The following is a 7,371-nucleotide window of genomic DNA, read 5'->3' on the forward strand; positions in this document are numbered from 1 at the left end:
AGGTCGAGCGGGTGGGGGCCATCGCGGCCCAGCACCTTGGCCCCGGTGGCGATGCCTGCGCAATTGATTGCCGCCGTGATCCGGCCCATGGCGGATTTGGCCGCTGCGATGGCGGCTGACACTGACGCCTCATCGGTGACATCGGTTGTCACGAATGACGCGCCGATTTCGGCGGCGATGGCCGCGCCGCGCTCTGCGTCGCGGTCAAGGAGCGTGACAGCGGCGCCCATGGTGCGGAAATGGCGGGCGGTCGCCTCACCCAGCCCCGAAGCGCCGCCGGTGATGATCGCGGCTGTCTCGTCAATGCGCATGCTGCCCTCGCTTGCGTTAAATGAACATATGTTCAAATACCGGTTGTGACCCCGGCTGTCAAAGACTGTCTTAGGCTTTTTCTTGGCCCAAATACTCGACTCCGTTCACCCTTGGCGCTGTCGCAAGCGGGTGATCACCCCGAGCGTCAGCACGGTGAGCACGATGCGGTAGATGTGGTGGATTGTCACAAAGGCGGGATTGGCCTGAAGGCTGAGGGCGACCAATGCCATTTCTGTGACACCGCCGGGCGCGAGGGTGATGAGGAGCACATCGACCGCCTCGCCGGTCATCTCATGCAAGGCGAGCGCCAGCCCGACGCCCAAACTCAGCATCGCGCCCACCGCTGCCACGGCGAGCGCCGCGCCGCGCAGCAAGAGGCCACGGCTAAGCCCGGTGAAACGCATGCCGAGCGCCGTGCCAAGCACGATTTGTGCCATATTTACAAGCCATTGCGGGATATCAAAGCTGAGCCAGCCCGTGAGCGAGAGCGCCGCCGCGAGGGCCATCGGCCCGGTCATCTGCCCGGCAGGCAGGCGCAGCACATGGCCCAGGCCCAAGCCCCCCAGCCCCGCCAGCACGATCAGCGGCAGGTCGGACCATGGCACATCGGGGCGGGCCATGGTCATGCCCGCAGAGCTGCCCACCGGTGCGCCCAGCCAGAGCGAGAGGCCAAGGGGCAGGGCCGTGACCACAACGATGATGCGCAGGAATTGCTGCATCATCAGGCGGGTCACATCGGCACCTGCCGCCTCGCCCAGTTCGATACTCTCATAGAGCCCGCCGGGGGTGCTGGCGTAAAAGGCGGTGGTGGGGTCATAGCCGCCAAGATGGCGAAAGATCGTATAGCCCATGGCATGCGCCAGACCGACGAAAACCGTGACTGCGCCGAAGGTTAGCGCGTAGTGATGCGCCTCGGTAAAGAGGGCTGGGGTCACTTGCGCGCCGATCATGAGGCCGATGATGGCGATGAACATCAGGCGCAGCTTCTGCGGAAAGCGGTAGCCTGTGGGCAGGCGTTCAGGCAGGGCGGTGGCGATGAGGGCCGAGATAGCCAGCGGACCCAGCATAAAAGGCAAGGGCAAACCGATGGCTTGGCCAACAAAGCCCGAAAGAGTGGACAGGGCCAAGAGAAGAAGGGTGGTTGCAAAGATCGGCATGTCACCCGTTCAAGCACCGGGCGCGGGCGGGGGCAAGAGGGGGATCAGAGGAATGTGACGAATTTGTCAAAGGGCATTTCGCGCAGGCGTTGACCTGTGGCTGCGAAGATGGCGTTGGCCAAGGCGGGGGCGGCGGGGGGCACGGGCGGCTCACCGATGCCCTTGATGTTGGTCCCGTTTTCCAACCCGCGCACAGTGATTTCTGGGTATTGCGAGAGGCGAAGTGATTGAAATGTATCGAAATTCGTCTGTTCTGCCGCGCCGCCCGCATAGGTGATTTGGGCGTGCATCGCATGGCCCAGACCAAAAAGCACGCCCCCTTTGACCAGCCCGTCAAAGTTGATCGGATCTAGGATGCGGCCTACGTCGGCGGCGACATAGACGCGGTCGAGGCGGAGGCCGTTTTCGGTGTTCGTGACCTCTACCACCTGCGCGCAGGGCACGCCGAAGGAGAGGCAGAAGGCCACGCCGCGCCCTTGGTTTGGGCCGAGGGGGCTGCCCCAGTTTGACATCTCGCCGACTGCTTCCAGCACCTGCCGCGAAGGGGCGTCAGTGCAGAGGCGCAGGCGCTCGGCCAGCGGATCGGCCCCGGCGGCGTGGATCAATTCGTCGAGCAGACAGTCATGGAAAAACCCGTTCGACGACGCCCCGACCGAGCGCCAGGACGAGATCGGCGCCAATTCGGGCGCGCGGTAGCCGGTGACGCGATAGTGAGGAATATCAAAGGGTTGATCCCATGCGCCGGCCACGATTTGCAGGTCCGGCCCCGGCGCGGGGATGCTTTGGCGGCCCATCTGTGAGGCGAGGATCGAGGGCATGGCGATGCTCAGATCATAGGCCGTGACCTGTCCATCCGCCACACGACCCCGCCCGCGCGCCATGGCGATCTGGCGGGGAAAGTCGTGGGTCATGTCCTCTTCGCGCGAATAGGTCAGTTTCACGGGCCGCCCCGGCAATTCCATCGCGATGCGGGTGGCGTGGCGCGTTACCTCATCCTCGAGCCGGTGGCCAAAGCTACCGCCAATCATCAGGGCGTGGATGTGGATGGCGTCGGGTGTAAGGTTTGTAAGGTTTGCCACGTTATTTTGTACAAAGCGCGGCACCTGGGTGCCGGTCCAGATATCGACCCGCTCGGGCGTGTAGAGGACGGTTGCGTTGAGCGGTTCGAGCGGCGCATGCGCGAGGTAGGGCGCGCGGTATTCGACCGTCAGATCGGTGCCATCGGAGAGGGCGGTGTCGATATCGCCCGCGTCGCGGAACCGGCTGTCTTGCCGGTCGGCGGTAAAGCTGTCGGAGAGGGTTTGCCAGTGGGCGTCCATCTCGGGCGGAATTTGGGCGGGACCCCATTCGACCGGGACGGCGGCGACCGCCTGCATCGCGCGCCATGTGTTGTCGGCGATGACGGCGACGCCGTCGGGCAGGGCCACGACGGAGATCACGCCGCGCATGGCGAGGGCAGGGGCGGCATCATGGCTGAGCCGCGCGCCGCCGATGGCGGGGTTGAGGCGGAGGGCGGCATGGGCCATGTCGGGGAGGCTCACGTCGATTCCATAGCTTTGCGTGCCGGTCGATTTGGCGACAATGTCGATCCGCTGCATCGGCTGGCCGAGGAAGCGCCAGTCGGAGGGCGCGCGCAGGGTCACATCGGTGACAGGATCGGTGGTCGCGGCCTCGGCGGCGAGGCTTTGGTAACTCAGGCGCGTGCCATCGGGCAGGATCACCGCGCCGCGTTCGGTGCGCAGGTCTGTGACCGAGATGTCATGCAGCCGGGCGGCGGTGGCCTTGAGCGTTTCGCGCGCCACGGCCCCGGCATGGCGGAGTTTGTCAAAACCATCAGGGACGGTGGTGGAGCCGCCGGTGATCTGCATGCCCAGAAATTTCATCGGGGCATCGGCAAGGCTGCGCACGGTTTCAGCAAGCCAGCTCTCGTCGGTGGCGCGGAAGGGCACGGCATCGCCAGCAAGGGCGGTGTTGTAATAGGCGGGGCTGGGGGGGCCAGGGTCGGTCTTGATCTGGTCGAGGTCTACGTCAAGCTCCTCGGCAATCAGCGCCGCTTGCACCGATGTTGCCCCTTGGCCCTTGTCGGCGCGGGGGGTGATGAGGGTGATCGCCTCAGAGGTGATCAGCACATAGGGCGTGAGGGCTGCCGCCCCCTGGGGCAGGTCGGAGAGGAGCGGGTTGGCGTAGGGCGTCTTATACCGCCAGACACCAAAGGCCACGCCGCCCGCGATGGCGGCGGAGCCGATGAGAAAAGTGCGGCGGGCGATGGTTTTGACGCGGCCCATGGATCACGCGCCCCGGAGGTTGCGGGCGGCGGTTTTCACGGCCTCGCGGATACGGGGATATGTGCCGCAGCGGCAGAGATTGCCGGACATGGCGTCGTCAATCTCGGTGTCGGTGGGATTGGGTGTCTCGGACAGGAGGCTTGCGGCCTGCATGATCTGGCCGGACTGGCAATAGCCGCATTGGGCCACCTGATGCGCGATCCATGCGGATTGCACCGGATGCGGGGCATCGGGCGTGCCCAGCCCCTCGATGGTGGTGACAGGCCCCCAGACATCGCCCACGGCGACCTGACAGGAGCGGGTGGCAACCCCGTCGATATGCACGGTGCAGGCCCCGCATTGGGCGATGCCGCAGCCATACTTTGGGCCGGTAATGCCCAAAACATCCCGCAGCGCCCAGAGGAGCGGCATGTCGGGTTCGAGACCCTCCAGAGAATGTGCGGTGCCGTTGACGATGAGTTGCATGGCGTGCCCCTGTTGCAGCCTTTTGGGGAATAATAAACTGAACGGTTCACTTGTCCAGATGGCTGTTCCAGATGGCATGGCAATTGCTGTTTCACTCGGGCGCAAAGACCGTATAGTGAGGGGCAATGATCCAAGAGGCCGGAAAACGGATGCAGGTTGTCATTCACGCAGGCGCCCATCACACCGACGAGGACAGGCTGATCAATTGCCTGTCCGCCAATCGTGAGATGCTGGCGCGTCACGGAACCAATGTCCCCGATCCGCAGCGCTATCGCCGTCTGGTGCGCGATGTGCTGCATCAGGCGCAGGATACCGGGCTTGCCCCCAATGCGCGCGATATTCTGGTGGATGCCATCAGCAACGAAGGGGCGGTGGACCGGCTGGTCCTGTCCAATCCGGGGTTTTTCGGCACGCCCAAGATGGCGGTGAGTGGGGGCGTGTTCTATGGCGCGGCCGAGCATCGGCTGAACATGTTTCGGCAATTGTTTCCGGATGATCATCTGGAGCTCTTTATCGGGGTGGTCAATCCGGCGACGTTTCTGCCGCCGCTGCTGAAAGAGACGGAGTTTGGCACGGTTGAGGCGCTCTTGCGGGGGCATGAGGCGACGCATTTGCGCTGGTCCGAGTTGATCACGCGGATACGCACGCATCATCCCGACATTCCGGTGACGGTCTGGAGCAACGAGGATACGCCGCTGATCTGGAGCCAGGTGGTGCGGGAACTGGCCGGGATTGATCCGACTGTCGGCTTTGATGGGGAATTCAGCCTGATCGAAGAAATCATGACCCCGGCGGGGCGCGAGCGGTTTCGCGGGTATCTGGCGTCGCATCCCGGCCTCACCGAGGTGCAGAAGCGGCGGGTTGTGGCGGCCTTTCTCGACAAGTTCGCCGATGAGGCGGCCATCGAGGAAGAGCTGGACGCGCCCGGCTGGACCGACGCCCATGTGGCCATGCTGACGGAACTTTACGACGAGGATATGTATGCGGTGCAACGCATACAGGGCGTGCAGGTGATCGCGCCCTGAGCGCGCGATTTCTGCTTGCAGAGGCGAGACTGCTTGGCTAATCAGGCGCGCAAGCCCCTATAGCTCAGCTGGTAGAGCAACTGATTTGTAATCAGTAGGTCCGCGGTTCGAGTCCGTGTGGGGGCACCACTAACAGCCTGAAATTGCAGAGTTTTCGCCTTGACGCTTAGGGCGTCCGTCCGACTGTCCGCCGCGTCCGCTGGCGGACGGTAGGCGTAGAACGCGGTGCTGCACCTCGAGCGGCAGATTCGAGAGAATGCCGGGGACCGGCTGCATGCTGGCCATATCGGCCCCGCGCGTGACGTTGCAGGCCTGACAGGCGCAGACGATATTGCTGACCCGATTGGTGCCGCCCAAGGATTTCGGCACCAGGTGTTCGGCGGTGGCGCGGGCGCGGTTGATCTCGCGCCGGGTCGGCTTGGCACCGGTCAGGCGCCAGAGCCGTTCGGTGGCATCGCGCCGCGTGACCATCCCCATCATCCAGACCCAGCGACCGCACCAGAGGCAGCGCTGATCCTGTTCCCACCAGCGGCGGCGCAGGATATTACGCAGGCTGGGCATCAGTTGTCGCGCAGGACAAAGCGTCCCGCAGGCGTGATCTTCATCCGCGTGACGGAAGGGTTGATCAAAACAAGCCCGCGCTTTGACAGGTCTCGCGCTGCGGCTTTCGTGTCCCGGCCATTGAGGGCGAAACCGCGCTCTTCGCAAGCGGCCTGTTTGAGCATGGCCATTGCCAAATCACTCAGGGGTTCACCGCTCATGCTTCAACCCTGTTCCCGGCAAATCTTGCACAGGCGGTGATGTCGGCCTGTGCTTTCAAAGGGGGCCTTGCAGCACATGCAGGGGATGGTGCGCAGGGCACGGGCGCGCAGGATGCGATCCTGTTTCATCCCGATCTTGTCGAAACTGTCGGCCTCGGCCAGCAGCTTGCCGCGCTCGAGCAGTTGCCACGACCGACCTGATCCGATGATTTCAAGCATGGCCGGTCTCCTTTTCGATGATGTCAGTCACGAATGAGTGGCAATCCCGCCCATCCACATCGCCGAAGAGAGCAAGGGCGTGATGCGCTTCAATTTCACGCAACAGACGCACCCGCTCGGCTTTGAGCAGGGCGTCGAGCGCGGCTTGGGCGTTCTCGGGAACACGCGAGCGGATGCACTTGTCGGGGTCCGGCGTAAGGTGAACGCAGGACAAGGCAACAACCGCCGCATCCTCATAAGCCGCCACCACCATGGCTTGCGTGTGGGTGGTGTCGCGGGTGTTCCATGCGGCAACGTGATCGTTGTCGGTATATCCTGTGGACGCGCCGCAATGGTCGCATCTGACACGATAGGCGGGGTGGATTATGGTTCCTTGCATGTGTTCCGAGTAAAGAGCGTCATCACTCCCACAAAACGGGCACGGCAGTAGCTTCGGCGCTTCACTGGTCATCGTCTTTGCCCTCCTTGGGCGTGTGGTCAGCCCACTCGATGGTTGATTGTCGGGCCATGTCAGTGATCCCTCTTGGATTGCGCGCGTTCGGCGGCAAGGTAGCCGGAATATCCGTCGATGGCGGAACGCTCTATCTGCTTGGCGGCCAGCGAAATATTCTCATGCAAATCGTCTATTTCTGCGTTCGACATTGCCAATCCAGCCCCGAGAATTCCGCCAGCCCCGCGCAATAAAAGGTGAACGGCCCGGCGGAATGCCTCCGGGTCTTGCGCCGCAACCTTGGCAAGTTCCGTCAGCGCCTTTGTCGCCCGCGCGAAGGCACGTTTTGTTTTTGCGTCCATCACACCTGCCCCTTGTTGATGGCATCGGACATGTCGAACATATCCAACGTGCGGTCGCAGCGCGGCTCAGGTGCCCCGTCGCAGACAAAGGCGGTGCATTGCGGCACGCCGCCATTGGAATATTGCCACTCTGCGGGATACTCGGGGTCTGTGATCCGATGCATCATGGCGCGCAGGTTGATCGTGCAGCAATGTTCCGGGTCATCAAAATTTGCCAAGTCGCAGTTGGCGCACCACTCCGCCACAAAGATTTCGCCCTCGGTCCCGTTGCTTGGGCGGTAGGGTCGATGTTCGCCGCTGGGGTGGATCGTGTTATCGCTCGCCATGTCAGCCCTCCACAACCGGAAAGGCACCA

Annotated in this window: 11 protein-coding genes and 1 tRNA gene; 2 read left to right on the forward strand and 10 right to left on the reverse strand. The window is 63.4% G+C overall.

What is annotated here, in order from left to right; all coding sequences use genetic code 11:
* The 4 genes from KBT70_RS00085 to KBT70_RS00100 form a co-directional block, all read right to left on the reverse strand.
* Positions 1–311 (reverse strand): SDR family NAD(P)-dependent oxidoreductase (locus KBT70_RS00085; RefSeq protein ID WP_296627300.1); only part of this gene is annotated, 311 nt, incomplete at its 3' end.
* A 105-nt stretch (positions 312–416) separates the two neighbouring features.
* Positions 417–1,469: an AbrB family transcriptional regulator gene (locus KBT70_RS00090; RefSeq protein WP_296627302.1), complete on the reverse strand. Its 1,053-nt coding sequence runs from the start codon at positions 1,467–1,469 to the stop codon at positions 417–419.
* 44 nt (positions 1,470–1,513) lie between these two features.
* The gene (locus KBT70_RS00095) at positions 1,514–3,754 is read right to left on the reverse strand and encodes a molybdopterin cofactor-binding domain-containing protein (protein WP_296627304.1); all 2,241 of its coding nucleotides are present in this window, start codon (positions 3,752–3,754) and stop codon (positions 1,514–1,516) included.
* A gap of 3 nt (positions 3,755–3,757) precedes the next feature.
* Positions 3,758–4,219: a (2Fe-2S)-binding protein gene (locus tag KBT70_RS00100; protein ID WP_296627306.1), complete on the reverse strand. Its 462-nt coding sequence runs from the start codon at positions 4,217–4,219 to the stop codon at positions 3,758–3,760.
* A 125-nt stretch (positions 4,220–4,344) separates the two neighbouring features.
* Here KBT70_RS00100 and KBT70_RS00105 point away from each other — a divergent pair, with 125 nt between their 5' ends.
* Positions 4,345–5,244, forward strand: coding sequence for a hypothetical protein (locus KBT70_RS00105; RefSeq protein WP_296627308.1), 900 nt, complete (start codon positions 4,345–4,347; stop codon positions 5,242–5,244).
* Between the two features lie 53 nt (positions 5,245–5,297).
* Positions 5,298–5,373, forward strand: a tRNA-Thr gene (locus KBT70_RS00110).
* Here KBT70_RS00110 and KBT70_RS00115 read toward each other — a convergent pair.
* The 6 genes from KBT70_RS00115 to KBT70_RS00140 form a co-directional block, all read right to left on the reverse strand.
* Positions 5,374–5,805, reverse strand: a complete 432-nt coding sequence (locus KBT70_RS00115) for an HNH endonuclease (RefSeq protein WP_296627310.1) — start codon at positions 5,803–5,805, stop codon at positions 5,374–5,376.
* Positions 5,805–6,005, reverse strand: coding sequence for a hypothetical protein (locus tag KBT70_RS00120; RefSeq protein WP_296627312.1), 201 nt, complete (start codon positions 6,003–6,005; stop codon positions 5,805–5,807). Before KBT70_RS00120 ends, KBT70_RS00115 begins: the two co-directional genes overlap by 1 nt.
* 3 nt (positions 6,006–6,008) lie before the next feature.
* Positions 6,009–6,224 (reverse strand): hypothetical protein, encoded by a 216-nt coding sequence (locus tag KBT70_RS00125; protein WP_296627315.1) that lies wholly within the window; start codon positions 6,222–6,224, stop codon positions 6,009–6,011.
* Entirely contained in the window at positions 6,217–6,675 is a 459-nt protein-coding gene (locus KBT70_RS00130) for a Lar family restriction alleviation protein (protein ID WP_296627318.1), read from the reverse strand. The genes KBT70_RS00125 and KBT70_RS00130 overlap by 8 nt, the downstream gene beginning before the upstream one ends.
* Positions 6,676–6,734: 59 nt before the next feature.
* Positions 6,735–7,016, reverse strand: coding sequence for a hypothetical protein (locus KBT70_RS00135; RefSeq protein ID WP_296627321.1), 282 nt, complete (start codon positions 7,014–7,016; stop codon positions 6,735–6,737).
* Positions 7,016–7,371 (reverse strand): hypothetical protein (locus KBT70_RS00140; protein WP_296627324.1); only part of this gene is annotated, 356 nt, incomplete at its 5' end. The genes KBT70_RS00135 and KBT70_RS00140, both read right to left, overlap by 1 nt.

This window comes from Roseovarius sp., assembly GCF_018066915.1.
In the GTDB taxonomy this organism is placed as follows: Bacteria; Pseudomonadota; Alphaproteobacteria; order Rhodobacterales; family Rhodobacteraceae; genus Roseovarius.

Excerpts from the sequence above, each read along its gene's own strand:
- KBT70_RS00105 (WP_296627308.1), top strand. The coding sequence starts at position 4,345 with ATGATCCAAGAGGCCGGAAAACGGATGCAGGTTGTCATTCACGCAGGC.
- KBT70_RS00125 (WP_296627315.1), bottom strand. The coding sequence starts at position 6,224 with ATGCTTGAAATCATCGGATCAGGTCGGTCGTGGCAACTGCTCGAGCGC.
- KBT70_RS00090 (WP_296627302.1), bottom strand. The coding sequence starts at position 1,469 with ATGCCGATCTTTGCAACCACCCTTCTTCTCTTGGCCCTGTCCACTCTT.
- KBT70_RS00095 (WP_296627304.1), bottom strand. The coding sequence starts at position 3,754 with ATGGGCCGCGTCAAAACCATCGCCCGCCGCACTTTTCTCATCGGCTCC.
- KBT70_RS00100 (WP_296627306.1), bottom strand. The coding sequence starts at position 4,219 with ATGCAACTCATCGTCAACGGCACCGCACATTCTCTGGAGGGTCTCGAA.
- KBT70_RS00135 (WP_296627321.1), bottom strand. The coding sequence starts at position 7,016 with ATGGACGCAAAAACAAAACGTGCCTTCGCGCGGGCGACAAAGGCGCTG.
- KBT70_RS00130 (WP_296627318.1), bottom strand. The coding sequence starts at position 6,675 with ATGACCAGTGAAGCGCCGAAGCTACTGCCGTGCCCGTTTTGTGGGAGT.
- KBT70_RS00120 (WP_296627312.1), bottom strand. The coding sequence starts at position 6,005 with ATGAGCGGTGAACCCCTGAGTGATTTGGCAATGGCCATGCTCAAACAG.
- KBT70_RS00115 (WP_296627310.1), bottom strand. The coding sequence starts at position 5,805 with ATGCCCAGCCTGCGTAATATCCTGCGCCGCCGCTGGTGGGAACAGGAT.